The organism is Pseudonocardia nematodicida (genome assembly GCF_040105385.1).
Lineage (GTDB): Bacteria > Actinomycetota > Actinomycetes > Mycobacteriales > Pseudonocardiaceae > Pseudonocardia > Pseudonocardia nematodicida.
This window is the reverse complement of the sequence record NZ_JBEDNQ010000002.1, coordinates 442694-468965: the sequence shown is the minus strand read 5'-3', so window position 1 is coordinate 468965 and position 26272 is coordinate 442694. Positions and strand designations below refer to the sequence as shown.

General features: G+C 75.8%; 20 protein-coding genes. 5 read left to right on the top strand and 15 right to left on the bottom strand.

Annotated features, from left to right (window positions below; genetic code table 11):
* Complete coding sequence (locus WIS52_RS06420) at nt 1-1110, top strand: LLM class flavin-dependent oxidoreductase (protein ID WP_349297183.1); 1110 nt, start codon at nt 1-3, stop codon at nt 1108-1110.
* Between the two features lie 52 nt (nt 1111-1162).
* Here WIS52_RS06420 and WIS52_RS06415 read toward each other — a convergent pair whose 3' ends face one another.
* The 3 genes from WIS52_RS06415 to WIS52_RS06405 are packed head-to-tail and all read right to left on the bottom strand — an operon-like array spanning nt 1163 to nt 4160.
* Entirely contained in the window at nt 1163-2158 is a 996-nt protein-coding gene (locus WIS52_RS06415) for an amidohydrolase family protein (RefSeq protein WP_349297182.1), read from the bottom strand.
* On the bottom strand, nt 2155-2856 hold the full coding sequence (locus WIS52_RS06410; RefSeq protein ID WP_349297181.1) for an SDR family NAD(P)-dependent oxidoreductase: 702 nt from the start codon (nt 2854-2856) through the stop codon (nt 2155-2157). The genes WIS52_RS06415 and WIS52_RS06410 overlap by 4 nt, the downstream gene beginning before the upstream one ends.
* A complete protein-coding gene (locus tag WIS52_RS06405; protein ID WP_349297180.1) occupies nt 2853-4160 on the bottom strand; it encodes an MFS transporter in 1308 nt (435 codons plus the stop codon). The genes WIS52_RS06410 and WIS52_RS06405 overlap by 4 nt, the downstream gene beginning before the upstream one ends.
* 78 nt (nt 4161-4238) lie before the next feature.
* On the opposite strand from WIS52_RS06405, the gene WIS52_RS06400 reads away from it, so the two are divergent.
* Complete coding sequence (locus tag WIS52_RS06400) at nt 4239-4982, top strand: IclR family transcriptional regulator (protein ID WP_349297179.1); 744 nt, start codon at nt 4239-4241, stop codon at nt 4980-4982.
* A complete protein-coding gene (locus tag WIS52_RS06395; protein ID WP_349297178.1) occupies nt 4982-5764 on the top strand; it encodes an IclR family transcriptional regulator in 783 nt (260 codons plus the stop codon). Before WIS52_RS06400 ends, WIS52_RS06395 begins: the two co-directional genes overlap by 1 nt.
* 12 nt (nt 5765-5776) lie before the next feature.
* On the opposite strand, the gene recD is transcribed toward WIS52_RS06395, so the two are convergent.
* From recD to WIS52_RS06355, 8 genes are all read right to left on the bottom strand, one after another.
* Nucleotides 5777-7774 (bottom strand): exodeoxyribonuclease V subunit alpha, encoded by a 1998-nt coding sequence (gene recD, locus WIS52_RS06390; RefSeq protein WP_349297177.1) that lies wholly within the window; start codon nt 7772-7774, stop codon nt 5777-5779.
* Entirely contained in the window at nt 7771-11280 is a 3510-nt protein-coding gene (locus tag WIS52_RS06385; RefSeq protein WP_349297176.1) for a UvrD-helicase domain-containing protein, read from the bottom strand. The genes recD and WIS52_RS06385 overlap by 4 nt, the downstream gene beginning before the upstream one ends.
* The gene (recC, locus tag WIS52_RS06380; RefSeq protein WP_349297175.1) at nt 11277-14663 is read right to left on the bottom strand and encodes an exodeoxyribonuclease V subunit gamma; all 3387 of its coding nucleotides are present in this window, start codon (nt 14661-14663) and stop codon (nt 11277-11279) included. Before recC ends, WIS52_RS06385 begins: the two co-directional genes overlap by 4 nt.
* Nucleotides 14664-14709: 46 nt before the next feature.
* Entirely contained in the window at nt 14710-16128 is a 1419-nt protein-coding gene (locus tag WIS52_RS06375) for an SDR family NAD(P)-dependent oxidoreductase (RefSeq protein WP_349297174.1), read from the bottom strand.
* A gap of 16 nt (nt 16129-16144) precedes the next feature.
* On the bottom strand, nt 16145-16804 hold the full coding sequence (locus WIS52_RS06370) for a biliverdin-producing heme oxygenase (protein ID WP_349297173.1): 660 nt from the start codon (nt 16802-16804) through the stop codon (nt 16145-16147).
* A gap of 85 nt (nt 16805-16889) precedes the next feature.
* Entirely contained in the window at nt 16890-17498 is a 609-nt protein-coding gene (locus tag WIS52_RS06365; protein ID WP_349297172.1) for a TetR/AcrR family transcriptional regulator, read from the bottom strand.
* Nucleotides 17499-17547: 49 nt separating this feature from the next.
* Nucleotides 17548-18033, bottom strand: coding sequence for a peroxiredoxin (locus tag WIS52_RS06360; protein ID WP_349297171.1), 486 nt, complete (start codon nt 18031-18033; stop codon nt 17548-17550).
* 57 nt (nt 18034-18090) lie between these two features.
* Nucleotides 18091-18546, bottom strand: coding sequence for a DUF6319 family protein (locus tag WIS52_RS06355; protein ID WP_349297170.1), 456 nt, complete (start codon nt 18544-18546; stop codon nt 18091-18093).
* A gap of 221 nt (nt 18547-18767) precedes the next feature.
* On the opposite strand from WIS52_RS06355, the gene WIS52_RS06350 reads away from it, so the two are divergent.
* Nucleotides 18768-19148 (top strand): VOC family protein, encoded by a 381-nt coding sequence (locus tag WIS52_RS06350; RefSeq protein ID WP_349297169.1) that lies wholly within the window; start codon nt 18768-18770, stop codon nt 19146-19148.
* A 7-nt stretch (nt 19149-19155) separates the two neighbouring features.
* On the opposite strand, the gene WIS52_RS06345 is transcribed toward WIS52_RS06350, so the two are convergent.
* On the bottom strand, nt 19156-19773 hold the full coding sequence (locus tag WIS52_RS06345; RefSeq protein WP_349297168.1) for a TMEM175 family protein: 618 nt from the start codon (nt 19771-19773) through the stop codon (nt 19156-19158).
* Nucleotides 19774-19964: 191 nt separating this feature from the next.
* On the opposite strand from WIS52_RS06345, the gene WIS52_RS06340 reads away from it, so the two are divergent.
* Nucleotides 19965-21263 carry an MFS transporter gene (locus WIS52_RS06340; RefSeq protein ID WP_349297167.1) on the top strand — a complete coding sequence of 433 codons (1299 nt, stop codon included), beginning with the start codon at nt 19965-19967 and terminating at the stop codon, nt 21261-21263.
* 1 nt (nt 21264) lies between these two features.
* On the opposite strand, the gene WIS52_RS06335 is transcribed toward WIS52_RS06340, so the two are convergent.
* The 3 genes from WIS52_RS06335 to WIS52_RS06325 are packed head-to-tail and all read right to left on the bottom strand — an operon-like array spanning nt 21265 to nt 26207.
* The gene (locus tag WIS52_RS06335; protein WP_349297166.1) at nt 21265-22266 is read right to left on the bottom strand and encodes a threo-3-hydroxy-L-aspartate ammonia-lyase; all 1002 of its coding nucleotides are present in this window, start codon (nt 22264-22266) and stop codon (nt 21265-21267) included.
* 9 nt (nt 22267-22275) lie between these two features.
* The gene (hrpB, locus tag WIS52_RS06330; RefSeq protein WP_349297165.1) at nt 22276-24798 is read right to left on the bottom strand and encodes an ATP-dependent helicase HrpB; all 2523 of its coding nucleotides are present in this window, start codon (nt 24796-24798) and stop codon (nt 22276-22278) included.
* A 23-nt stretch (nt 24799-24821) separates the two neighbouring features.
* Nucleotides 24822-26207 (bottom strand): alkaline phosphatase D family protein, encoded by a 1386-nt coding sequence (locus tag WIS52_RS06325; RefSeq protein WP_349297377.1) that lies wholly within the window; start codon nt 26205-26207, stop codon nt 24822-24824.
* Nucleotides 26208-26272: the final 65 nt, after the last annotated feature.

The following is a 26272-nucleotide window of genomic DNA, read 5'->3' as shown; positions in this document are numbered from 1 at the left end:
ATGTCACTGTCCATCGGGTACTTCTTCCCCGCGGGCCAGACGAACCACGTCTGGTCGGACGAGGCCGCCCGCCGCACCCCGCGGCTCAACCGGGAGAACCTGCTCGAGCTCGCGCGCACCGCCGAGGACGTCGGCTTCGACTCGCTGTTCATCGCGGACAACTGGTCCGGCCACCAGCGCGCCGCCGAGCTGGCCGGCCACCAGTCGCCCGCCTACCACGCCCCGCTGCTGGCCATGGGCATCTTCGCCGTCACCGAGCGGATCGGCGTCGTCTCCACCTTCCACACCACCCACCACAAGCCGGCGCACGTGGCCCGGATGGGCGCCACCCTCGCGGACTTCAGCTCCGGGCGGTGGGGGTGGAACGTCGTCACCGGGTTCTCCGACGCCGAGGCCGCCCTGTTCGGCGAGGAGTTCGTCCCGCACGACGAGCGCTACGAGATGGCCGCGGAGTTCGTGGACGTCGTCGACCGGCTCTGGACCGAGCAGGAGCCGTTCGACCACGACGGCCGCTACTACCGCATGAAGGGGCGGATCAAGGCGCCCCGGCCGGCGGCCCGGCCGCGGCTGGTCAGCGCGGGCGCCTCCGAGGCGGGGACCGCGTTCGCGGCGAGGTACTGCGACGAGCTGGTCACCCTCGCCAAGGACGACGACGGGCTGCGCGGCGTGGAGTCCCGGCTCGCCGGGCTCACCGCCGGGACCGGCCGGAACGTCTCGGTCACCCCGTTCGCCATCGCCCTGGTCCGCGAGAACGAGGGCGAGGCGGAGGAGGAGTACGCGCGACTGCTGGAGTCGCTCAACCACGACGCCGCCTGGGAGATCGCGGGCGACATCCTCGGCTCCATCGAGTCCGCCAGGGCGATGTTCGACAAGCTCGGCGAGGACAAGGCCGTGCGGGCGCTCGGCAGTGGCGAGGCGATGATCCAGCTGGTCGGGACCCCGGAGCAGGTCGCGGAGCGGCTGACCCGGCTCACGTCCGAGATCGACATCCGGAACATCCTGGTCAACTTCCCGCTGTGGAGCCCGGCCGAGCTGCGCGGGTTCGGGAAGGTGCTGGACCTGCTCGCCGACGCCGGTGTGTGGTCCCGCCCGAGCGGCCGCCCCTGGTGAGAGGCGTGTGAGAAAGGGCGGGGCCACCGGATCGGGTGGCCCCGCCCTTCTCTCATCCGGATGCCGTGTCGCCGATGTCGAGCGCGTAGACCCGTGCCGCGGTTCCGGCGAACACCGCGTGGCGCTCGGAGCGTGAGCAGCCGCCGGTGATCCGGAGGTAGGCGTTGCAGACGGTGGTGAACGAGCCGACGGCGTCGGTCGGCACGTTGCTCTCGAACATCACCCGGTCCGCGCCGAACAGGGCGATCGTCTCCTCGGCGTAGGGCCGCCACTCCCCGGCGAGTGCCTCGGAGGACGCGGGCGGGTCGGCGCGGTAGGCCGGGGAGCCCGACAGGAACGTACCCAGGCCCCCCATCTTCACCACGACGTCGTCGCACCGGGCGAGCTCGGCCATGTGCGCGCGCCAGGCCGGGAAGTCCTGTGCGGCCCGGCCCGCGTGCCGGCCGATGCCGACCGGGTTGCCGAGGTGGCCGAGCACGATCCGGGTACCGGGGAAGTCCCGGGCGAGCGCGACGACGTCGCCGAGCTGCGGGGCGAGGACGAAGGCGTCGAAGCTCAGCCCCAGCGGCGCGAGCTGGGCGAACCCGGCCCGGAAGCCGGGGTCGGCGTAGAGGTGGCGGGGGATGTCGAACAGCCCACCGAGTACGGCCGGATCCTCGTCCCAGAGCGCGGCCTGACGGATGCCGCGGAACCGGCCGGGAGCCGCCGCGAGGTGTGCCTCCAGCACCTCGCGGACCGCGGCCCCACGGCGCAGGTCGGCCGCGCCGACGATCGCCGCAGCGATCCGCCCGTCCGACTGGGCCGCGAGGAACTCGGTCTCGCCGACGGGACGCAGGTGCTCGGGGCCGGTGGTGCGGTACCGCGTGTGGCCCTCGACCGCCACCGTGGCGACGACGTCGTAGCCGCCGCCGACCAGGTCGGCGTACCCGGCGGCCGTCAGGCTGCGCCGGCCCCACAGCGCGGCCAGCCGGTCGTCGGCGTCGGCGAAGAGGTGGTGGTGGGCGTCGACGATCCTCAGGCCGGGCGCGAGCGGGGCCTCGCCGCTCACCGGGCGGTGACCCCGCCGTCGACCATGAGGGTGGTCCCGGTGATGTAGCCGGCCCGGTCCGAGGCCAGGAACGCCACGGCGTCGGCGATGTCGGCGTGCGTCGCGAACCGGCCCATCGGCACCTGGTCGAGGAGGTTGCCCGGGGCGTTGCGCCGCGCCTCGGCGCCCGCGCCGCGCATCGGCGTCTCCACGAACCCGACGCCTACCGCGTTGACCCGGATCCGGGGGGCGTACTCGCAGGCCAGCCCGCGGGCCAGCGCCTCCACCCCGGCCTTGCTGGCCGAGTAGGCGGCGGCTCCGGGCATCCGGCCGAAGCGGGAGGCGTGGCTGCTGAGCAGCACGATGCTGCCCGCCCGCATCCGGTCGGCCGCCAGCGCGGCGACCCGGGCCGCCCCCGCGAGATTGACCTCCAGGGTCTGCTCCATCTTCTCCCCGGCCGCCTCGACGCCGGCGGCCGGCACGAGCACGCCGTGCGCCACGACCACCGTGTGCAGCGGACCGAGCTCCAGGACGGAGTCCAGACAGGTCTCGACGCTCGCCCGGTCGGTGACGTCGAGGCGACGGTGGTGCACGCCGTCCGGGACCGCGCCGGCGCCCGAGCGGTCGGCGGCGACCACGACGGACCCCTCCGCCCGCAGACGCACGGCGAGGGCGGCACCCAGGGAGCCGGTGCCGCCCGTCACCAGTGCGACGCTCACGTGTGCGCCCGCCGTGGCAGCGCGATGCCCGCGACCAGGGTGATCAGGGCGACGGCGACGATGTAGAAGGCGGGTGAGATCGCGAGCCCGGTCGTGCTGACCAGGAGCGTGGCGATGTACGCGCCCGCGCCGCCGAACACAGACACCGAGAGCGCCGCGGCGATCGACACGAGTGCGCCCCGGCGCTGCGTGTCGAACAGCTCGCTGATCGTCGCGGTACCCGCGCCCGCGATCATGGCGGTCGGTACCGCGAACACGATCTGGACCCCGACGAGGGTGCCGAACGAGGGGACCGCGACCAGCAGGGCGAAGAGCGGGATCGGCAGCACCAGGTAGCCGACCGCGGCGCCGATGATGAGGGGCCGGCGACCGATCCGGTCCGAGACGTGTCCGAAGACCGGGATCATCCCGACGGCGAGCACGCAGCCGATCGCGGTCGCCCACAGCGCGGAGCCGGCCTCGACCCCGGCGAAGGTGGAGGCGAACGTGGGCATGTAGTTGATCGTCACGAAGGAGGTGACCGCCCACAGGGCCACCACACCGACGGCCAGGACGAAGCCGCGCACGGCGCCGATCCCCGGGCCGGTGTCGGTCGCGGCGGACGCGTCGCCGGCCCGGCGGGCCTGGTCCAGCTCCGCGAACTCCGGGGTCTCGCCGATCGTGCGGCGCAGGTACAGCACGACGATCGCGAGCAGGCCGCCGAGGATGAACGGGATGCGCCAGGCCCACTCGCGCACGGCGTCGGAACCGGCCACCGAGGTCAGCACCGACACCACGAGCAGGCCCAGCAGCAGGCCACCGTAGGTGCCGACCTGGTGCAGGCTGCCGAACAGCCCGCGCCGGCCCGTGCTGGCCCACTCGGTGAGGAACACCGCGGCGCTGCCGAACTCGCCGCCCGCCGAGAAGCCCTGCAGCAGCCGGCCGAACACGATCAGGGCCGGGGCGAGGACCCCGATGCTCGCGTGGGTCGGGCTCAGCCCGATCACGAGCGATCCCGCCGCCATCAGCAGCATGGACAGCAGCATCACGAACCGACGGCCGCGACGGTCGGCGATCGGCCCGAGGACGATCGCGCCGACCGGTCGGGCGACGAACCCGACGGCGAACACCGCGAACGAGGCCAGCAGCGCGGCCACCGGGTCCGTGCCCGGGAAGAAGTTGGCGGCGATCGCCGCGGCCAGGAAGCCGTAGACCGTGAAGTCGTACCACTCCATGACATTGCCGAGGGTGCCGAGCGTCGCGGAGCGCCGGCGGGTGCGGGCGGGATCGGCGGCGGGGGAGTGCACGGGTGACGTACTCGTCATCGAGGGTCTCCTGCGGGTGTCGTTGAAAGCCGGAACGACGGTACGACGATTCCGCACCGCGGCAGTTATAGTTCTGACGTGAAGAACAAGCCGGCCTACGGGATCGACTCGGTCGATCACGCGCTGCACCTGGCCCTCCTGCTGCAGCAGGAGGGGGCGCTGCGGGTCACCGACGCCGCCCAGCGGCTCGGCGTCGCCCGGTCCACGGCACACCGGCTGCTGACGATGCTCGTCTACCGGGACTTCGCCGAGCAGCAACCGGACCGGCGCTACGTGGCCGGGGCCGTCCTGCGCCGGGCCACGGTGCCCGAACCGGCGGCCCTGCTGCGCCGGGCCGCCCTGCCCCATCTGCAGCGGCTCACCGAGCGCACCGGTGAGACCAGCAACCTGGTGCTGGTCGTCGCGGACGAAGCCCGGTTCGCCGCCACCGTGGAATGCGACAAGACGCTGCGGGTCGGGGACCGGGAGAGCCGGGCGCTGCCCGCGCACCTGGCGTCGGGTGGGCGGGCCGCGCTGGCGGCGCGGGATCCCGATGCGGTCCGTGAGCTCTACGATGAGTCCGGTGTGGACGTGGAGGCGCTGCTGCGGGACCTGGCGCGGATCCGCCGCCAGGGGTTCGCGGTGAACGACCAGAAGACCGAGACCGGGGTGACGGCGATCGGCTGCGTGGTCGACGGCCCGCCCGGCGCCCCGAGCGCCGCCATCTCCCTCGCCATGCCCACGGTCCGCTACGACCGGCACCGGCTCGGTGAATGGGTCCGTGAGCTCACCACCACCGCCGCCCGCATCGCCGAGGAGCGTCGTACCGGGGAGGCGGACTGATGGCCGGGCCGGAACGGGCGGAGCCACCCGCCCCGCGATATCCGCTGGAGTCGGTCGACCGGACCCTGTCCCTGCTGCGGCAGCTGGCGGACCGGCGCGAGGTGACCCTCGCCGACGTGCGCGTCCACCTCGGCGTCGGCCAGTCGACGGCGCACCGGCTGCTCGCCATGCTGGTCTACCGCGAGTTCGCGGTGCAGGACCCCGGCACGCGGCGCTACCGGCCCGGACCCGCCTTCGCCGAGCTCGGGCGGGCGGCCGACGCGGCCCTCGACCTCGTCGGGACGGCGCGCCCGGTCCTCGCCGCGCTCGCCGGGGAGACCGGGGAGACCGTCCATCTCGGTGCCCTGGTGCGTACCGAGGTCCACTACCTCGACGTCCTGGAGAGCGCGTCCACGCTGCGTGTGGCGAGCCGGGTGGGCCAGACCCGGCCGGCTCACGCCACGAGCATCGGCAAGGCCATGCTCGCCGCCCTCGACGCCGACACCGTGCGGACGCTCTACCCCGGCGGGAGGCTCCCCGCCGAGACCGCCCGCACGGTCACCGAGCTCGACGCGCTGCTCGCCGAGCTCCGCCGCTCCCGCTCACGCGGGTACGCGCGTAACCGCGGCGAGGTCGAGCCGGGGGTGTGCTCGGTGGGGGTCGCGATCGCGCACCCGGCGCGGGGCCTGCTCGGCGGGCTCAGCGTCGCGACACCGGAGGCGCGCTGGAGCGCCGCGACCGAGCGGGAGCACGTGGCCGCACTACGGCGCGCCGCGGCCGAGATCCTCGACGGGATCCCCTGACCGCGCCGCCGGCTACCGCCGGTCCGGCCCCTCGCCCAGCCGTTCCTTCAGCCCGCTGGCCCGCCCCGCGGGCCGGGCGATCGCCGCCCGCACCGCGTCCTCGGTGCCGATGATCCGCACGGCCTCCCGGGCCCGGGTGACGGCGGTGTAGAGCAGCTCGCGGGTCATCAGCGGCGAGTCGGCCGGCGGCAGCACCACGGTGATCCGGCGGAACTGGCTGCCCTGACTGCGGTGCACGGTCATCGCGTAGACGGTGCCGACCCCGCCGAGCCGGGCCGGCTCGAACTCGGTGGGCCTGCCCTCGCGGGTGAACACGGCCCGGCGACCGGATCCGGTGCGGACGACGACGCCGGTGTCGCCGTTGAACAGCCCCAGGTCGTAGTCGTTCGCGGTCACCAGCAGCGGCCGCCCCGGGTACCAGGGCGCCTCGGCGTCGTACCCGGGCCGGGCCGCGGCGAGCCACCGCTCGATCTCCGCGGTCCACCGGGCCACGCCGTAGGGGCCGCGGCGGTGCCCGCACAGCACCCGGTGGTCGTCGAGCACCCGCAGCGCCCGGTCGACGTCCCCGCCGTCGGCGGCACCGATCAGGTCGGTCGCGGCGATGAGGACGTCGGACCGCAATGTGTCCAGCTCGGCGGCCGCGACCTCCGCCGGATCGGCCCGGACCAGGACGAGGTCGGCCGAGCCCCGGTCGAGCAGCGCGGTGGCGGCGTCGGCGTCACCGGCCTGGACCGCGGCCGCGAACTCGGCGATCGTGCCGCCGAAGCGCCAGTTCCGTTCCAGCCGCACCACACCGTTGCGGACCACGACCGGCTCCCCGGGCTCGCCGGCACCGGTGTCGCGGACGGCCTCGTCGGTCGAGGGCACCGGGCGCGGGGCTCGGAACGCGCCGCCGGCCTCCAGCGCCGCCTGCAGCTCCGGCTCGGCCCGCCCGCCGGCCGCGGCGAGGTCGCCGAGCACGGCGCCGGCCTCCACCGAGGCGAGCTGCTCCGGGTCGCCGACCAGCACCAGCCGGGCGTCCGGGCGGACCGCCTCCAGCAGCCGGGCCATCATCGTGAGCGACACCATCGACGTCTCGTCGACGACCACGACGTCGTGCGGCAGCCGGTTCCCGCGGTGATGCCGGAACCGGCCCGACGCGCCCCGGGAGCCGAGCAGCCGGTGCAACGTCGAGGCGGTCGCCCCGGCCACGGCGTCCCGGTCACCGGGCGGCATCCGGTCGCGCGCGTCGGCCACCGACTGGGTCAGCCGGGCGGCGGCCTTCCCGGTCGGCGCGGCGAGCGCCACCCGCAGGCCGGGGCCTCCGGGGGCGCGGCGGGCGTCGTGCAGGTCGTGCAGCACGCCGAGCAGCCGGGCGACCGTCGTCGTCTTGCCGGTGCCCGGCCCGCCGGCGATCACGCTGACCGGCCGCAACGCGGCGACGGCGGCGGCGAGACGCTGGCGCTCCGCCCCGGGGTCGCCGAGCAGCCGGTCGAGCGCGGCGCACAGCCGCTGCGGGTCGACCCGGGCGACCGGGCCCGCCCGGGTGAGGAACTCGCGGCGGACCAGCTCCTCCTCCTGCCAGTACCGCTCGAGGTAGAGCAGCGGGCCGAGCAGCCGCAGGGGGCGCCCCGCGGGCGCCGAGGCCCCGTCGGCGACCAGCGGGCTCGCCGCGCACGCGTCCCGCCAGCGGGCGGGGTCCGGCCACGGCAGGTCGGAGACGTCGACGGCGACCTCCCCCTCGCCGGCGGTCGTGGTCGCGACCGTGCCGAGGTCGACGCAGACCGAGCCGTTGCGGATGGCGCGCACGGCCAGCGCCGCGGCGAGCACCACCTCCTCCGGCTCCGATGTGGACGGAGCGGCGGTCGCCGTCGGGTCGCCGCGGCCGCCGAGGGCGGCCAGCCGGCGTGCGACGTGCACGTCGCCGGGCGCGAGCACGTCGGCCTCGTTGAACGCGGCCAGCACGCCGGTGGCGGTGCGGGCGGCGAGGGGTCCGAAGAGATCACGGTCCACCGCAGCGGCGCCGGTCATGCCGCACCTCCGTCCAGCAGATCCGACAGCTCCTCCACCAGCGCCGCCGGCGGCCGCCAGGCGAACACCCCGCACGGCGAGGCGAGAAGGCCGTCCCCGGTGACCGGGGTGCCCGGCCCGCACATCCCGCGCAGGAACAGGTAGCCGACCCCGCCGAGGTGGGTCCCGGGGTCGTAGCCGGGCAGCCGCCAGCGCAGGTAGCGGTGCAGGGCGACCGCGTAGAGCAGCGCCTGCAGCGGGTAGTGGGAGTCGATCATCGCGTCGGTCATCCGCGGCGCGGTGTAGTGCGCGGCGGTGAGCGGTTCCCGCCCGGCCGGGCCGGTCGGGCCGAGCCAGTTGGTCTTGTAGTCGACGACCAGGAAGCGGTCCCCGATGCGCAGCACGGAGTCGATGCTCCCGGTCAGGTAGCCGCGCAGCTGCTGGCCGGCGAGGTCGGGGGAGTCGAGGTGGTCGGCGTAGCCGTGCAGCGGGTCGCCGGGGCCCAGGTGCCGGCGCACCGCCGCGGACAGCCCGGCCAGCGTCAGCCGGCCGGTCGGGGTGTCACCCCCGCACAGCGGCAGCTCGAAGTCGAGCTCGGAGAGCCGGTCCTCCGGGGTGATCTCGGCCAGCGACCGTCCGTCGCCCAGCGGGCCGAGCGGGGTGCGCAGCACCGGGAGCAGCGCGTCGGCGAGCTGCTCGGGGTCGACGTCGGCGGGCTGGCGGCGCAGCTCCGCGGTCACGTGGTCCACGAGCTCGGTCCGCAGCGCGGTGTCCCCGTCCGCGGCGACGCGGGTGTCGAGGTTCTCGAGGACGGCGTGCACCAGGGTGCCGAAGCCCGCGCCGGCGGGCAGGTCGGCCATCGGCGACGGGACCAGGGCCGGATCGACCGCCGGGCCGCCGAGCGAGGCGTCGCCGGTCCCGGCCGTGGCGCCGCGGCCGGCGGGGCCGCCGGCGCCGGGGGCGGCACCGGAGGCGACGGCGCCCGGCTCGTCGGTGATCCCCTCGTCCTCGGGCTCGCTGAGCACCCCGGGCGGCCTGGCGGGCTGCTCGTCGACGTCGGCGCTGCCCGCGCCGTCGGTGGGGGTCCGGTGGGAGGCGTGCGCGGACGCGGTCAGCGCGGTGTAGGAGGTGCGCCGCCAGGCGGTGTCCAGGCTCCGCCGGAACTCGGCGACCACCGGCACCCCGCCCGCGGGCTCGGCGGGCCGGGACACCGGGTCGCGGTCGTGCAGGGTCTCCACGACCGCCTCGCTGCCGGCGAGCCGGCCGCGGAACACCTGCAGCGCGTTCGCGTCCCCGGGCACCTTCGCGGTGGCCTCGGGCTCCCGGCCGGGGCCGGGGTGGCCGACCAGCATCCGGTGCAGCGACGACGCGGCCGTGGTCGTCGCGGGCACCCACCAGGCCACCACCTGGCTGCGCGCCCGGGTCAGCGCAACGTAGAGCAGCCGCAGGTCCTCACCGGACTCCTCGGCCTGGTGCAGCCCGGTGCGGCGCTGCCGGTCCGGACCGGACGACCCGCCGACGTCGAGCAGCCTGCGAGACGGGCCGTCGTCGCCGGCGGCGTCGTGGTAGAGCAGCGTGTCCGGGGTGTCGGCGACCCACCGGTCCCACGCGAACGGCAGGTAGACGACCGGGAACTCCAGTCCCTTGGACCGGTGCACGGTGACGATCTGCACGGCGTCGGCGTCGGACTCGAGGCGCCGGCTGCGCTCGGCCGAGGTGTCCCGGGCGGCCTCGCCGATCCGGTGCCGCAGCCACTCGGTGAGCGCGGTCGGGCCGAGGTGGCGCTCCAGCGCGGCCGAGTGCAGCACCTGCCCGACGTGCCGCAGGTCGGTCAGGTCGCGCTCGCCGTCGGGCCGGGACAGCAGCCGCTGCGCCGGGGCGTAACGGGCGAACACCGCCTCCTGCAGCGCGGCGACCCCGCGCTCGGCGAGCACCGCGTGCCAGGCACGCAGGTCGGCGCCGAGGGTGTCGACGTGCCGGTCGCCGTCCGGGCCGCAGAGCTCGGCGACGGTGAGCCCGACGAACCGGGTCAGCGCGGCGGCCCGCAGCCGCAGCGACCGTTGCGGCTGCTCGACGGCCTCCAGCAGGGTCAGCCACTCGAGCGCGACGTCGGTGGTGAACACGCTGGTGCTGCCGGTCAGCACCGCGGGCACCCCGGCGTCGGCGCAGGCGTCGCGGACCAGGAGGCCCTGGGCGTTCGTCCGCACCAGTACCGCCACCTGGCCGGGCCGCAGCGGGGCGCCCTCGAACCGGGCCGAGCCGTCGAGCAGCTCGGACAGGTCGGCGGCGACGTCACGCGCGACGACCGTCCGCGCGCCCGCCGCACGGCCCAGCTGCCGGCCGGTCAGGTCGAGCCGGTCCCGGTCCACCGCGCGCAGCCGCAGTGGCGCATCCCGGCGGGCGACGAGCCGTCGTCCGGTGTGGTGGGCGTCGACGGGGTGCACGACGATGCGGGGATCGCCGAGTGCGGCCTCGTCGAACACCCTCTCCAGCGCGGTGAGCAGCGCGGCGTCGCTGCGCCGGTTCACCGACAGGGTCCGCTTGTCGGTCGCGGCGTCCGAGGCGCGCAGGTAGCTGTGCACGTCCGCCCCGCGGAACGCGTAGATCGCCTGCTTCGGGTCGCCGATCAGCACCAGGGTCGTCCCCGGTGCGGAGTGGAACGCCAGTGAGAGGATCTCCCACTGCAGCGGGTCGGTGTCCTGGAACTCATCGACCAGCACCACCGAGAACCGGGACCGCAGCCGCTCCCGGGCGGCCGGCCCGCGGAGCGGGTCGCGCAGCGCCTCGGCGAGGCGGGTCAGCATGTCGTCGTAGCTGTAGACGCGCAGCCGGCGCTTGCGGGCATCGACCTCGCGCCGGACGGCGGCGGCGAACCCGTGCCGGACGGCGGCGACCGAGCGCGGGTCGGCGTCGCGCGGCTCCAGCTCGGCCTGCGGGTCGGCGACCGCGCGGCGGGCCAGGGTGAGCGCCTCGGCCCGGGTGAAGGCCGGCTTCCCGGCGTCGGGGTGGGCGTACTTACGGACGTAGAAGTCGTCGACGACCTCGGTGACGATGTCGTCGACGTGCTCGACGAACTCGGCGTCCGGGTCGTTGTCCCCGGCCACCCCGAGCCCGGCGAGCATCTGCATGCAGAACTGGTGGGTGGTCGCGATCGTCGCCGCGTCGAACGACGCCGACGTCTCGGCCAGCCGCCGGCGCCGCCGCTCGACCTCGGTCGCGTCGCCGTCGGCGAGCAGCGCGACCACCGGGTCGTCGCCCACTGGACCGCCGGCCAGCACCGCGGCCAGCGCCCGCTCGGTGCCGACGAGGCGTTCGCGGACCCGTTCGCGCAGCTCCTGGGTGGCGTCCCGGCCGAAGGTCACCAGCATCAGCCGGTCCAGCCCGGCCACGCCCTCGGCCACGTACCGGGTGGCCAGCGCGGCGATCGTGTAGGTCTTGCCGGTGCCGGCACTGGCCTCCAGCACGACGGTGCCGGCCGGCAGCGGGCCGTCGACGGTGAACGTCGGGGCGGAGAGAACCGCGGTCACGGCGCGTCCTGCCTCTCGTGGTCGAGCAGCGGGGTCCACAGCCGGGTCGCGAGCGCGCCGAACCGGGTCGGCTCGCCGCCGGTGCCGGGCTCGTCGGAGACCAGCAGCGGGGCGCCGGCGCCGCGGACGAAGACGTGCGTGGCGTCGTCGCGCTCGAACCGGTTCCACTCGGCGTCCGCGGACGCCAGTGCGTTGGGCGCCGCCGCGCCGCGGGCGCGGGCGCGGGCGTAGGCGGCGCCGGCATCGGTGGGCAGCGGCAGCGGCGCGCGCAGACCCTCGCGGCGCAGCGCGACCAGGTCGGCGAGCAGGGCCCGGGCCCGGGCGGGCTCGACCGGGCCGAGCACCGAGCGGGCCGCGCCGCCGGTGCCGCGGCCGATCGTCACCGCGGTCCAGGGCCGGTCCGGGTGCGCCGCGGTCAGCGCGAGCAGCTGCACCCACGCCCGCAGACGCTGCTTGGCCTTGAGCCGCGAGTACTCGACCCGGACGACGACGTCACCGTGCAGACCGGGCACGGTGCCGGCCACGGTGATGCCGTCGAGCGCGGTACCGGTCAGCGGGGCGACGAGGTCCTGCGATGCCGCCTCACCGGTACGGACCGTCGCCGCGACCGCGACCAGGGGCTCGACCTTGCCGCCGACGTCGGTCAGCACCCGGCGCCCGAGCCCGCCCGGCGGCAGGTCACCGCGCAGCCGCTCGGCGTGTGCGACCGCCGGTGGCTCGGCCCCGGCGAGCCGGTCGGCGAGCAGCCGGTCGCCGATCTTCCAGCCGGCGAGCCCGTCGAGCTCGACGGGCAGCGCGTCGTCGGGCTCGGCGTTCTCCTGGGGCGGCAGCACCCGCACCCGCTGGCGCAGGAACGCCCGCACCGGGTGCTCGACGAACGCCACGAGCTCGTCGAGCTCGACGGTGGGGTCGTCGTCCTCCGGGTCCGGCAGCGGGTCGGCCGGGAACCGGGACACCGCGGTGCGTGGGCCCGCGGCCGCCTCGGCGCCGTGCAGCGCGGCCCGGTCGAAGCTGAACGGTCCGTCGGTCAGCAGCGCGCCGGGGGCGAAGTTGCGCCGGTCGAAGGGCTGCAGCGGATGCCGGGCCCGCAGCGTCCGGGACGCCGGTTCGCCGGACGGGGTGCGCACGAGGGCATCGATCGCGTCGGTGAGCTCGCCGATCGGGACCGACGGCGGCCGGTCGGCGCCGGTGCGCTCGTCGGCGCCGGAGCTGACGACGACCAGGTGCTCGCCGGCCGAGCAGATCGCGTCCAGCAGCAGCTGGCGGTCCTCACCGCGCGGGTCGCGCTCACCGACGACCGGGTCGCGGGCCAGCACGTCGTCGCCGTCGGGCGCGCCGGCCCGGGGGAAGACGCCGTCGTCGCAGCCCAGCAGGCACACCACCCGGTGCGGGACCGCGCGCATCGGGACCAGGGTGGCGACGGTGAGGGTGCCGGTGCGGAAGTTCGCCCGGCTCGGCCGGCCGCGCAGCCGCTCGGCGAGCAGGCCGCGCACGTCCGGCAGCGCGAGATCGACCCGCTCGGCCTGCGGGCCGGCCGAGGTGAGCACGTCGGCCAGCTCCGCGCGGGCCTGCGCGGTCTGCCAGGCGTCCGACGGCGCGGTGTCGGTGAGTGCGCCGAGCGCCTCGCTCAGGGCGGTCACCCAGTCCGACAGGGGCTGGGGGCCACGGAGTGCGGCGAGCGCGGTGTCGAGCCGGTCGACGATCTCGGCGAGCCGCCCGACCAGGTCGACGTCGGACGAGTCCACCTCGTCCAGTGGCAGCGCCCCGCCCAGCCAGGCGGGCGCGCCGGGCGTCTCGGCCATCGCGACGCCGACCAGCAGCCGGTCCAGCCCGGACCGCCAGGTGTTCTGTTCGACGGTGTCCAGCTTGTACGGGGCCCGGTGACCGGCGTCGAGTCCCCAGCGGACCCCGGCGGCGGTGACGAGCTCAGAGATCCGCTCCAGCCCGTCGTCGTCGAGCCGGAACCGGCGCCGCACCGGGCCGGACGCGATCAGGTCCAGCACCTGGGAGGCGGTGAGCCGGGACCCGGCGAGCTCCAGCAGCACCGATACCGTGCCGAGCAGCGGGTTGGCCTGGCGCAGCGCCCGGTCGGCGAGCCGCACCCGCAGCAGGTGGCCGGGGTGCAGCTCGTCCCGGCCGGGCCCGGCACCGTCCGGCGTCGAGGCGTCCGGCGCCAGCCCGAACGACGCGGTGATCAGCGGGGCGAACACCTCGATGTCCGGGCACATCACCACGATGTCGCGCGGTTCGAGGGTCGGGTCGGCGGCGAGCAGGCCGAGCAGCGCCTCGCGGAGCACCTCGACCTGCCGGTCCGGTCCGTGGCAGGAGTGCAGGACGACGCTGCGGTCGCTCCCGTCGAGCAGCGGCCGGTCGGCGGGCGCGGGCGGCCCGACGTCGTCGCGCAGCGCCTCCTGCAGCCGGCGCAGCAGCGACGGCGGCCCGGCCGGTTCCGGCGCGGGATGGCGGGTGTCGACCACCCCGGGCCCGGCGGCGGGCAGCCGCAGCGCGAGCTCCCGCACGTCGCGTCCGAGCGAGCGCAGCAGCGGGTTGCGGACCCGGCCCGCGCTGTCGTCCCCGGCCCGGGCCGGCGGGGCCGGCGGCCGGACGGCGCGCACCGCGTCCCACATCACCGGGGACGGGTGCGGCAGCCAGAGGTGCACGTCGCGGTGGGTGGCCAGGGCCTCCAGCACTGCGAGGTGCTCGGCGGCGAGCCGGGTCGGCCCGAACATCGACAGCCGGGCCGGCAGCCTGCCGCCCGCACTCGGCACCGGGCCGGGATCGGTGCCCGCGCGCAGCGCGTCGACGGCGTGGTCCAGCCGGTCGACCGGGTCGGTGCCGCCGAGCCGGCCCCGCAGCCGTCGCCAGAGCTCGGGCTGCCAGGACAGGTCGGGCGGGACGTCCCCGTCCCCGTCCCGCCACGCGCGCAGCAGGCCGGGACGGTGGGTGGCGTAGCTCGCGAACAGCCCGGCCAGCGAGCGGGCCAGCGCGTACCGGCGGCCGTGCCCGCCGCGTTCGAGGTGGGCGGCGACCCCGGCGAACCGGCCGTCGCCCGACGCGGCGGCGGAGTCGACCAGTTCCAGCAGCGGCCAGACCGCCCGGCCGGGGGCCCACGGGTCGGCCTCCGCGTCGTGCCCGCCGACCGCGGTGACGACCTCGCCGAGCAACGCGGCGGGGGAGGGGAACCGGACGTTGGCGCACACCCCGCCGGAGCCGGTCCCGGCGCCGAGCCGGTGCGAGAGCCGCTGCGCGAGCCAGCGTTCGATCCCGCGCTCCGGGACGGCGACGACCTCGGGGGAGAAGGGGTCCGCACCGGGCGTGCCGAGCACGCCGGCGAGCGCGTCGACGAGGGTGTCGGCGCGTTCGGCCCGATGCAGTTCCAGCACGGGGGGCACGCTATCGGCGCCCCCCGACAGTTCTGTCGTCAGGCCGTCACCAGGAGGACTCCCGGTAGTTCTTCAGGAACACGCCGTGCAGGTCCTCGCCCGCCTCACCGGCGACGATCGGGTGGTAGACCCGGGCGGCGCCGTCGACGAGGTCCAGCGGGGCGTGGAACCCCTCCTCGGCCAGCCGCAGCTTCAGCGGGTGCGGGCGCTCGTCGGTGATCCAGCCGGTGTCCACCGCGGTCATCAGGATCCGGTCGGTCGCGAACATCTCCTCCGCGCTGGTGCGGGTCAGCATGTTCAGCGCGGCCTTGGCCATGTTGGTGTGCGGGTGCCCGGGTCCCTTGTAGCCGCGGCCGAACACACCCTCCATCGCGGACACGTTCACCACGTACTTGTTGCGGAACGTCGACGCGGTCATCGCCGGGCGCAGCCGGGACACCAGCACGAACGGCGCCGTCTGGTTGCACAGCTGCACTTCCAGCAGCTCGAGCGGGTCGACGTGCTGGACGTGGTCGGTCCAGCTGTTGACGGCGGCGGTGTCGGGCAGCAGGCCGCCGGCGTCGACCGCGGTGCCGGCGGCGATCCGCTCCGGCGACGCCGACCGGGCGACGGTGGCGAGCGCGGCGAGGTCCCGCCCGGGCAGCGCGGTGGTGAGCAGCGGCGGGTGCGCGCGGGTGGTCGCGTGGGTGAAGGAGACGATCTCCGGCAGCTCCCCGCCCGGGAGCGGCTCGGCCTCGGCCGCCTCGAGCGCGGAGTAGGAGCCGGGGGAGCGGCGGACGGTCTGCGCGGCGTTGTTGACCAGGACGTCCAGCGGGCCGGCCGCGGCGACCTCGTCGGCCAGCGCGACGACCTGGGACGGGTCCCGCAGGTCCACCCCGACCACGCGCAGCCGGTGCAGCCAGTCGGCACTGTCGTCGAGCGCGGCGAACCGGCGGGCGGCGTCGCGCGGGAACCGGGTGGTGATCGTGAGGTGCGCGCCGTCGCGCAGCAGCCGCAGCGCGATGTACATGCCGATCTTGGCGCGGCCGCCGGTGAGCAGCGCCCGGCGCCCGGTCAGGTCGGTGCGGGCGTCCCGGTGCGCGTGGTGGGAGACCGCGCAGTCCGGGCAGAGCTGGTGGTAGAAGGCGTCGACGACGGTGAAGCGGGTCTTGCAGACGTAGCAGCCGCGCGCCCGGTGCAGCGTCCCGGCGGTCGCGCCACGGGCCGTCGACACCAGCGGGATGCCGGCGGTCTCGTCGTCGATCCGGCCGCTCGCGCCGGTGGCGGTCGCCGCGGTGACCGCCTCGTCGTTGTCGCGCTCGGCGCGGCGCTTGTCGGCGCGGCGGCGCAGGCGCACCGACTTCCAGATCCCCGCCGTCGCGCGCCGGACGGTCACGGCGTCCGGATGCTCGGGCGCCAGGTCGTCGACCTGGGCGAGAACCTTCAGTGCGACGGCGAGCTCGTCGGGGTCGATACCGCTGGTCACCCGAGCATTCTAGGAATCACGATGCGAGCGGCTGCGCCAGGCCGACCTCCTCGGCCATCTCGCACAGCACGGCGATGTTCAGCTCGAAGCCGAGCACGGCCTCGGCGGCGACCCGGGCGCGGGCGTCGGCGTCCCACGGCGTCGCGTCCAGCAGTGCGCGGTAGCGGGCCCGGAACCGCGGCGGGGCGCCGAGGGCGGAGAAGTCGTAGAACCGCACGCCGTCCCCGGACAGCCCGTAGGTCCGCTGGAGCATCCGGCCGATGATCTGCCCGCCGGACAGGTCACCGAGGTAGCGGATGTAGTGGTGGGCGACGAACCGCTCCGGGTCGGTCGCGGCGGTGTGCAACCGCTCCACGTAGCGGGCGGTGGAGGGCAGGATCCGCGGGACGCCGCTGCCCAGGGCGTCGAGGTCGTCGTGCAGGGCCGGCAGCCGGCGCAGCTCGTCGATCACGAACGGGCCGGCGACGGGGTGGCCGGTCATCGCGTCCGACGCCGCCTCGAGCGCGCCGTAGATCGCGCCGTACTGCTCGGCGAGCAGGGTGTAGGCGTCCAGCGGCAGCGTGCCGTCCAGCAGCGCGGCCATGTAGGTGGAGCGGTGCGCCTGCTCGTGCACCTCGTGCGTGGCGTGGCGGAGCTCCGCGGAGAGCGTGCCGGAGATCGGTGTCGTGGCGCCCATCGGCCCTCCCGGACAGCGTCACGGCGCCGGATCTGACGCCGTGTCAGATCCCGATGCTAGGCCAGCGATCGCGGTAAGGCTAGCCTCAGTCGCTGTCGGCCGTCGAGGGTCCGACCATCCGGAGCACGGCGGCGACCGCCGTCTCGACGCATCCGTCCAGGTCGGACGCCGGAACGTCGATGATCTTCCGGGTCGACAGCGCCGCCGAGACCATCGCGGCGAGCACGACCGGGTCGTCGCCGGACATCGAACCGTCGGCCGCGCCGTCGGCGAGGATCGCGGTGAGCCGGTCGCCGATCGGGTCGGCGTGCGCGGCGATCCGGCGGTAGGCCTGCGGGTCCAGCGCCCCGGCCAGCGCCTGGCCGGGCGGCAGGTGGAACTCGGCGAGGCGGCGCAGCTGCGTGCGGGCGAACACGGCGAGGCGGTCCGACGGCGACGCGGCGCCGGCCAGCGCGGCGTCCAGCTCGCCGACGTAGCGGGCGGCCTCGGCCTCGACGAACGCGACCAGCAGTGCCTGGCGGTCCGGGAAGTGGTTGTACATCGCCGACCGGCCGACCCCGGCCGCCGCGGCGACCCCGGCGAGGGTGACGGAGCCGAAGCCGCGCTCGTAGAGCTGCGCGCGCAGCGCGGCGAAGACCCGCTCGCGCACCTGTTCGCGGTGCGTCGCGAGCGAGCCACCGATGACCTTCGGCACGCGGGCGAGTGTAGGCCCGCGCGCCGTCCGGGTCAGAGCCGAGCGAGCGTCAGAGCTGAGCGAGCACCGACTCGACGCCGGAGACGTCGACGGTGCCGGCGACCTCCTCGACGCCGATCCACTGCACGACGCCGTCGGTGACGACCGCGGCGAACCGGCGGGAGCGGGTGCCGAGACCGAACTTGCTGCCGTCCATCTCGAGGCCGGCGGCGGCGGCGAACTCGGCGTTGCCGTCGGCGAGCATCAGCACGGCGCCGTCGGCGTTGCGGGCCTTGGCCCAGGCGTCGAGCACGAACGCGTCGTTCACCGAGACGCAGGCGACGGTGTCGACGCCCTTGGCCTTCAGCTCGTCGGCACGCAGCACGAAGCCGGGCAGGTGGGTGTCCGAGCAGGCCGGGGTGAAGGCACCGGGGACGCCGAACAGCACGACGGTACCGCTGCCGAGCACGGTGGCCGTCTGCACGGGCTTCGGCCCGTCCTCGGTGGGGGTGCGGAGGGTGACGTCGGGGATCTTGTCACCGGCGGAGAGGGCCACGGTTCCTCCAGGGGGAAAGGCTGGTTCGACGCAGACGATAGATCGGGTCGGCCGGGGTCACTGCTCCAGGTCGGCCAGGGCCTTCTTCGCCTGCTCCAGTTCGGCCTCCAGCTCGGCGACGCGCGCGGCCTTGGCTGCCTTCGCCATCTCGATGACCTCGTCGACCGGCCCGGCCAGGTCGGCGTGCAGCGCGGCGGCCGCCGCCGACACCGCGGTCGCCGGCACCGGCAGGCCGCGGGCCACCCAGGTCGAACCGTTCTTCAGCTCGGCCTGCCACTCGCCGTCGGCCGAGCCGCTGACGGTCAGCGTCATGGTGACCACGCGGGTGGTGCGGGCGGTCGAGCCCTTCGGGCGTCCGCGCTTGCGCTTGGGGGCCTCACCGTCGGTCGTCGCGGCCGGGTCGGCGGCGGGGGTGGTGGCAGGGCCCGCCGCGGACGGGGCGTCCCCGGATCCCGGCACGCCGGGGGAGTCGCTCCCGGTGGTGGTTCCGGTGGTGGCCAGGTCGTCGTCCACGTGCTCCCTCGTCTCCTCGTCGTCGGGTACGGCGCCGACAGGTACAAGGGTGAGGCTAGAACGTGCGTTCGAGAATGCTGACCCGGGGTCGTGCCCCATGTGGGTGTGGTGTGCGGGGCCGTCGCTCCGGGCGGTCACCGGGTGCCGGTCCGGGGTCACCCGCGTCGACCATTTCCACGGCGGCCCGGCGCACGCCGCGGTCACCGGGCACGATCCGCGGGATGCGCATCGACCACCTGGACCACCTCGTGCTCACCGTCGCCGACCTCGGGCGCACGATCGCGTTCTACTCCGACGTCCTCGGCATGACCGAGGTCGACTTCGGGGAGGGGCGAAAGGCCCTCGCGTTCGGCCCGAACAAGATCAACCTGCACGAGGCCGGGAACGAGTTCTCGCCGCGTGCCGAGGTCCCGACGCCCGGCAGCGCCGACCTCTGTCTGGTCACCCTCGACCCGCTGGATCAGGTCGTCGAGGAACTGGCTCGGCACGGCGTCGCCGTCGAGCTGGGCCCGGTCGAGCGCACCGGCGCCCGGGCGACGCTGCGCAGCGTCTACCTGCGCGACCCGGACGGCAACCTGGTCGAGATCAGCAACGAGATGTGACCGGCGCTCAGACCGCCTCGTCCGGGAACAGCCGGTCCGCGGCGAACGACACCGGAACGATCAGCAGCCAGGAGTACATCGCGAGGGTGGGGGAGAGGAACGCCAGCGGGATCGACGGGAGCAGCGCCAGTGGCGCCGCGACCGAGTGCGCGAGGGTGGCCCTGGCTCCCTGCGGGGTGACCTCGTCGCGGGTCAGCCGCCCGCCGGAGGAGCCGTACCACCAGATCGCCGCCGAGGCGCATCCGATCCAGAGCAGGTTGGTCGCGTACAGCACGACGGCCGGCGTCGACGAGCCGTGCCCGCCCAGTACCGAGGTGGGGAACGGCAGGAACGCGATGCCGAACAGGTAGGCGAGGTTGAGCACCATCAACCGCCGGTCGGCGCGGTCGAACCGGTCGAAGATCCGGTGGTGGACCATCCAGTACCGGCCGATCACCACGAAGCTCAGCGCGAACGTGAAGATCCGCGGGGACAGCTCGGCCAGGTCCTGGCCGACCCGGCCCTCGGTGATGCGGGCGTCGGTCAGCGGCAGCACCAGCAGGGTGATCGCGATCGCGAACACCCCGTCGCTGAACATCGGGATCCGGTCCAGCCCGACCTCGTCCGCCCGCCTCGCCCGCACCACCAGTCCGCCTCCGTGTCGCCGGGGTCCCGCGTCGCCGGGGGTCTCGCCTCGCCGGGGTCTCGCCGGGCGGATGAGCATGCCGCATCGGACGGTCGTCGTGCACCGGTTCGGGACGATGCCACCCGGGCGGGAGTCCGGCGTCACGATGGTTCGCATTGCTCACGACCATGATTGCGTGATGCAATTCTGGGATGGACCAGACGACCGCGCCGAGCCCGTTCCGCCAGCCGAAGGCGGTCTGGGCGGTCGCCTTCGCCTGCGTCATCTCGTTCATGGGCATCGGTCTGGTCGACCCGATCCTGCCCGCGCTGTCCGGGCAGCTGCGCGCCTCGCACGCCGAGGTGGAGCTGCTGTTCACCAGCTACCTCGTGGTGACGGCGGTGGCGATGCTCGTCTCGGGCTGGGTGTCGTCGCGGATCGGGGCCAAGCGCACGCTGGTCACCGGGCTGGTCCTGATCGTGGTCTTCGCCGCCCTGGCCGGCGCGTCCGGCGGCATCTGGGGCATCGTCGGCTTCCGGGCCGGCTGGGGCCTGGGGAACGCGCTGTTCATCGCCACGTCGCTGGCGGTGATCGTCGGCTCGGCCAGCGGCGGGTTCGCCGGCGCCATCGTGCTCTACGAGTCCGCCCTCGGCCTGGGCATCGCGGCCGGCCCGCTGCTCGGCGGCCTGCTCGGCGGGATCTCCTGGCGCGGTCCGTTCTTCGGGGTCTCGGCGCTGATGCTGATCGCGCTGGTCGCCACCGTCGTCCTGCTGGACCCGACCCCGCCGCCGGGCCACCGCGCGCGGCTGTCGGAGCCGATCACCGCGCTGCGCCACCGGGCGCTCGCGACGACCAGCGTCGTCGGGCTGCTCTACAACTGGGCGTTCTTCACCATGCTCGGGTACGCGCCGTTCCTGATGGGCGGGCTCGAGCCGATCGCGCTCGGCGCGGTGTTCTTCGGCTGGGGGCTGCTGGTCGCGGTGTTCGCCGTGTTCGGCGCCCCGTGGCTGAAGGACCGGTTCGGCACCGCCCGGACGCTCTACGGCGCGCTGACCGGCATCGCGGTGCTGTGCGCCGCGATCGGCCTGTTCGACACGACCCCGGTCGTCGTGATCGTCGCGGTGATCCTGTCCGGGATCGTGGTGGGGCTGAACAACACCCTGGTGACGACGGCGGTCATGTCGGTCTCGCCGGTGCCGCGCGCGACCGCGTCGGCCACCTACGGCTTCGTGCGGTTCATCGGCGGCGGTCTCGCCCCGTTCGCGGCCGGGCTGATGGCGGCCTGGGTCGGCGCGTCGGTGCCGTTCCTGATCGCCGCCGTCGTCGTGCTGGCCGGGGTGGTACTGCTGACGACGATCCGCGGCCCGCTCGCCGAGGCCGACGCCGCGGCCGTCGCGCCCGGACCGTCGAGGGAGCGCCGGAACGCCGAGGAGGCGGTCGGCGAGGTCCCCACGCTGCCGTCGGAGGCGGTGCTCGCCGAGGACGCGCTGCAGCACGACCGGCGGCGCTGACTCACGGGCGCCGAGCGCCCACGAGTGCGGCGAACCGGTCCAGGTCGACGTTCCCGCCGGAGATCGTGACCCCGATCCGGGTGCCGGAGAAGCGCTCCGGATCGGCGGCGACCGCGGCGCGCATCCCGGCGAAGGCCAGTGCCCCGGTCGGCTCGACGAGCACCTTGTACCGGGACGCGAACAGCGCCATCGACTCGACCAGCGCGTCGTCGGGCACGGTCAGGATGTCCTCGACGTACTCGGCGATGATCGGGAACGTCCGGCTGCCGAGGTACCGGGTGGCGGCGCCGTCGGCGAGCGTGCGGGGCTGGTCGATGGTGACGATCCGGCCGGCCCGCAGCGAGCGGCGGCCGTCGTCGCCGGCCTCGGGCTCCACGCCGAACACCGCGCAGCCCGGCGACAGGGCCTGCGCCGCGAGCAGCGAGCCGGACAGCAGCCCGCCGCCGCCGAGGCAGACGAACAGCGCGTCCAGCGGGCCGTGCTCCTCCAGCAGCTCCAGGACGGCGGTGCCCTGACCGGCGATCACGTGCGGGTGGTCGTAGGGCGGGACCAGGGTCAGGCCGCGCCGGGCGGCGAGATCGGCCGCGATCGCGTCCCGGTCCTCGGTGAACCGGTCGTAGGAGACGACCTCGGCGCCGTAGCCGCGGGTCGCGGCGAGTTTCGAGGCGGGGGCGTCGGTCGGCATCACGATCGTCGCCGGCACGCCCAGCAGCTGCGCGGCCAGCGCGACGGCCTGCGCGTGGTTGCCCGAGGAGAACGCGACGACGCCCGCGGCGCGCTCGTCCGGGCCGAGCCGGGACAGCGTGTGGAACGCCCCCCGGAACTTGAAGCTGCCGGTGCGCTGCAGGTTCTCCGCCTTGACCAGCACCGACGCGCCCAGCTCGGCGTCGGTGAGCCGGGACGTCAGTACCGGGGTGCGGTGCGCGGAGCCGCGCAGGATCTCCGCGGCGGCGTGCACGTCGTCGGCGGTGGGCAGATCGTGGGGGACGGTCTCGGTGGGCACACCCGGAGCCTAGATCCGGCGGGCGGTGCCGCGGCCCGGCGTCGCGGTGGTCGGGTCCTCGGGCCAGGCGTGCTTCGGGTACCGGCCGCGCAGCTCCGCCCGCACCTGCGGGTAGCCGGTGTCCCAGAACGAGGTCAGGTCCGCGGTGACGGCCGTCGGGCGCCCGGCCGGCGACAGCAGGTGCAGCACCACGGGCACCCGGCCCCCGGCGACGGTGGGGGAGCCCGTCCAGCCGAACACCTCCTGCACCCGCACCGGCAGCGCGGGCGCGTCGCCGGAGTAGTCGAGCGCGATCCGGGACCCGGACGGCACGGTCAGCCGCTCCGGGGCGAGCTCGTCGACCCGCCCGGCGAGCCCGCCCACGTGCGCGGCCAGGTACCCGCGCAGCGCCTGCCCGGCCTCGGTCCGGGCCAGGTCCGAGCGCCGGCGTCCGGTGGCGAGCGGACCGGCCAGCCAGCCCGCCGGGTCCGCCGCCGAGGCCAGCAGCGACTCCTCGTCCACCGCGGGCCAGGGGTCGCCCAGGACGCGGTGCAGGAAGCCGAGCCGCTCGCGCAAGGACGACGCCCCCGCCGTCCACCGCAGCAGGCCGGTGCCCTCCTCGCACAGCCCGGTGAGCAGCGCCGCGCGCACCGCGGCCGGATCGGGGTCGGGATCGGGACGCTCCGCCAGCACGATCGCACCGAGCCGCTCGACCCTCCGGGCGCGCACGTCGCCGTCGGTCCAGCCGACCTCGGCCCCGGAGCTCCGCAGCGCGGCACCCGCCGTCTCGGCGGCCTCCCGGTCGGTGACCGCGGCCAGCCGCACCCGGCCGTGCACCTGCCCCGGCCGCCGGTCGGCGACCGCGACGGCCAGCCACTCGGCGTCGCGCAGCGGGCCGGCCGGGACCTCGACGGCCGTCCCCCCGGCCATCAGGTACACCCCGGACGAGGTGTCCCGGCGCCGCGCGAGCCGTTCCGGGTGCGCGAGCCCGGTCACCCGGGCGACCAGCGACGCCGGGTCGTCGCCGGAACCCTCGCCGTCGCGCGTGGGGTGCGCACGCGCGGGCCCGGATCCGGTCCGCCGCAGCGCCCCGGCGAGGCGGTCCCGTTCGGACCGCCAGCGCCGCGCGCCGGGTGCGTCCCCGGAGCGGAGCCGGGCGAGCGCGGCGGCGAGGTCGTCCTGCGGGCCGGCGAGGGTGTCGTCGTCGAGCACCGCGACGATCCCGGCGACCTCCCGCGGGTCCGCGCCGCCGGCGGCGCCGTCGAGCAGCGCCCGGGCCAGCCGCGGGTGCAACCCGAGCCCGGCGATCGCGCGGCCCCGGGTCGTGACGTCGCCCGCGGGGTCCAGCGCGCCCAGCGCGGTGAGGACCGCGCGCCCGGCGGCCAGCGGACCCGGCGGAGGCGCGTCCCACCAGCGCAGCCCGGCGCCGTCCGGGGTGCCCCAGGCGGCGAGGTCGAGGGCGAGCCCGGTCAGGTCCGCGGTCCGGATCTCCGGTTCCGGCGCGTCGGCGAGTCCCTCGCCCTCGGGCCAGCAGCGGTAGGCGTGCCCGGGCGCCTCGCGACCGGCCCGCCCGGCGCGCTGCGTCGCCGTCGCCCGGGACACCCGGCGGGTGACCAGCCCGGACAGCCCGCGCCGGTGGTCGACGTGCGGCACCCGGGAGAGTCCGGAGTCGACGACCGCGCGCACCCCGGGCACGGTCAGGCTGGACTCCGCGACCGATGTGGCCAGCACGATCCGCGGCCGGTCGCCCTCGCGCAGCGATGCGTCCTGTTCGGACGCCGGCAGCCGTCCGTGCAGCGGGAGGACGTCGGCGTCGAGACCGGGGTCGTCGCGCAGCGCGGCGGCCACCCGGCCGATCTCGGCCACCCCCGGCAGGAAGGCCAGCACGCTGCCGTGCTCCCGCGCCCGCCGGACGGCGCGCACGACGGTGGTCTCGATCCGCTCGCCGCGGTGCGGGGGGACATGGGTCACGGCGACGTCGAAGGTGCGGGCGGCCACCTCGAGGACCGGGGCGGGGCCACCGTGGCCGCCGAGCAGGGCGGCGGGCCGGGCCGCCGCCAGCGTCGCCGAGGTCGCGAGCAGCCGCAGGTCCGGGCGGAGACCGTCGCGGGCGTCGAGCAGCAGGCTGAGCAGCAGGTCCGCGTCGAGGTGCCGCTCGTGGACCTCGTCGAGCATCACCGTGGACACCCCGGACAGCTCCGGGTCCGCGGCCAGCCTGCGCAGCAGCAGCCCGGAGGTCACCACCTCGATCCGGGTGTCCGGGCCGGTGCGGTTCTCGCCCCGGACCCGGTGGCCGACGAACCCGCCGACCGGGGTGCCGAGCAGCGCGGACATCCGGGCCGCGGCCGCCCGGGCGGCGACCCGGCGCGGCTCGGCCACCAGCACCCGGCCGGCGCCGCCCGCACCGGCCAGTGCGAGCGGCACCAGGGTCGTCTTCCCGGTGCCGGGCGGGGCGACGAGCACGCACGAGCCGGTGTCGTCGAGGGCGCGTACGACGTCGTCGAGGATCGCGCGGACCGGCAGGTCGGGCAGGTCGGGCGGCAGGGAGGCCATCGCCGCCAGTATCCCGGGCCCGGTCAGGCGCGCTGCAGGCCCGGCTCCCGGTCGGGGACGACGAACGAGGTGGACGTCCGGACCCGCCCGTCGGGCCGGCTGACCCGCTCGACGACCCGGAAGTCGGCGCGCAGCGCATCGGGGGCGAACCGGGTCAGCAGGTAACCCCGCCGGTCCTCGCGGTAGCGGATGTGCGGGTTCTCGCCACCGCCGTCGCCCGCGCCGTCCTCGCCGTCGCCGCCGGAGGTGACCGAGGTGGTGACGAGCTCGGTGCCGACGGTGCGGCCGCCCTCGTCGTCGCGGTCGAGCTCGATCTCGTTCGCGTAGTGCTGGTGCTCGTCTCCGGTCAGCACGACGGCGTTGCGCACGCCCGCGTCCACCCAGCCCCGGACGACGCGCTCGCGCGACCCGGGGTAGCCGTCCCAGGCGTCGGAGCCGCGCGCGCCGCGGTGCCGGGCGAAGAACACCTGCTGGCCGAGCACGTCCCACCCGGCGGTCGAGGACCGGAACCCGTCGAGCAGCCAGCGCTCCTGGTCCGCCCCGGTGATCGACCGGTCCCGGTCGGCTCCGGACTCCTGGGGATCCCGGTACTGCCGGGTGTCGAGCATGTGGAACCGCGCGAGCGAACCCCACTCGAGACGCCGGTAGAGGCGCATGTCGATCCCACGCGGCACCGACGACCGGCGCAGCGGCATGTGCTCGTAGTACGCCCGGAACGCGGCGGCCCGCCGGTCCGGCGACCGGTCGCGGTCCCCGCCGGCCCAGTTGTTCACCAGCTCGTGGTCGTCCCAGACGACCAGCCACGGGGCGACCGCGTGCGCGGCGCGCAGGTCCGGATCGGTCTTCTGGTGGGCGTGCCGCCGCCGGTACCCGGCGAGGTCGGTCGGTTCCGGGCCGCCGGGGTCGCGGACGCCGCTGCCGCCCGACTCGTAGAGGTAGTCACCGAGGTGCAGCACGAGGTCGGGGTCGTCGTCGGCGAGTGCCCGGTAGGCGGTGAAGTGCCCGCTGCCGAAGTTCGCGCAGGAGGCGGCCGCGACGGTCAGCGCCGGGACCGCGGCGCCCGGGGCCGGGGCGGTCCGGGTCCGGGCCGCGGGGGAGAGGTGCCCCTCGGCGCGGAACCGGTAGAAGTAGTCCCGGCCCGGGGCCAGACCGGCCGGCTCGGCGTGCACGCTGTGCGCGGACTGGCCCCGCGCGGTCTCCGTGCCGCGGGCGACGACCCGGGTGAACCGCTCGTCCTCGGCGACCTCCCAGTCCACAGCGACGGGGCGGTCGGGCATGCCGCCGTGCCCGTCCTCGGCGTCCGGGTCCGGCGCCAGGCGGGTCCACAGCACCACGCCGTCGGAGGAGGGGTCGCCGGAGGCCACTCCGAGTCCGAAGGGGTCGGGCAGGGCGCGGGAGCCGGGGAGCATCCCGGCGAGCAGGCTCGACCCACCCAGGACGAGCACGGTGCGGCGGGACAAGCCGGTCACGGGGG